This window comes from Kocuria sp. ZOR0020 (genome assembly GCF_000800955.1).
GTDB lineage: Bacteria > Actinomycetota > Actinomycetes > Actinomycetales > Micrococcaceae > Kocuria > Kocuria subflava.
Window position 1 is genome coordinate 1 of sequence record NZ_JROX01000376.1, and the last position, 801, is coordinate 801.

At 69.9% G+C, this 801-nt stretch carries 1 protein-coding gene; it reads right to left on the reverse strand.

Translation table 11 applies throughout. The features are described from left to right. On the reverse strand, positions 1-801 hold an 801-nt coding region (locus L979_RS13865), incomplete at both ends, for an IS3 family transposase (protein ID WP_052209913.1).

The window sequence follows — 801 nt, forward strand, 5'->3', positions numbered from 1 at the left end:
GTCGGAATCAAATAGCGCGAGTCTCCATCAGACCCAGGGCGCTTCATAGCGGACGCAGCGGTCTCGTAGGCGTTCGGGGCGATGTTGCCGATCGCGGAGTGGCGGCGGCGGGTGTTGTAGCGGTTCGCCCACCGGAACACGGCCCGGTAAGCCGTGGCCTGGTCGGGGAACGCGGGGCGACCCTCGAGCAGCTCGCGCTTGAGAGCCGCGTTGAACGATTCGGCCAAGGCGTTGTCCGCGGACGAGCCGATCGCGCCCATCGACTGGGTCACCCCGAGCCGCTCGCAGAGAGTTGCGTACGACTTCGAGGTGTAGACCGACCCGTGGTCCGAGTGGAAGATCGCGCCGCGCAGAGTGCCGCGCTCGCGCCGCGCGGTCCTGAGCGCGTCCTCGACGAGTTCGGTGCGCATGTGCCCGGCCATGCTCCACCCTGCCAGCTTCCGCGAGCCCAGATCGATGCAGGACGCGAGGTAGAGATTCGTGCCGTCGGCGATGGGCAGGTAAGTGATGTCGCCCACGTAGCGGCGGCCCGGCTCCCCAGCGGTGAAGTCTCGGCCGACCAGGTCGGGGAACTTCCGGTCGGACTGGTCCGGCACCGTAGTCTTCACGCGCTTGCGCAGGCGGATGCCGGCCAAGCCGTGCTGACGCATCACGCGGGCCACCCGCTTGTGGTTGACCCGCTCGTCGGCAGGCGCGTCCTCGTTGAGGTCGGCGGTGATCCGCGGCGCCCCGGATGCGCGGTCCCCGCCCTGCTGCGGGTCTTGCAGCGCCCGGATCCGTGCCGCCAGCGCCGCGTCCGCT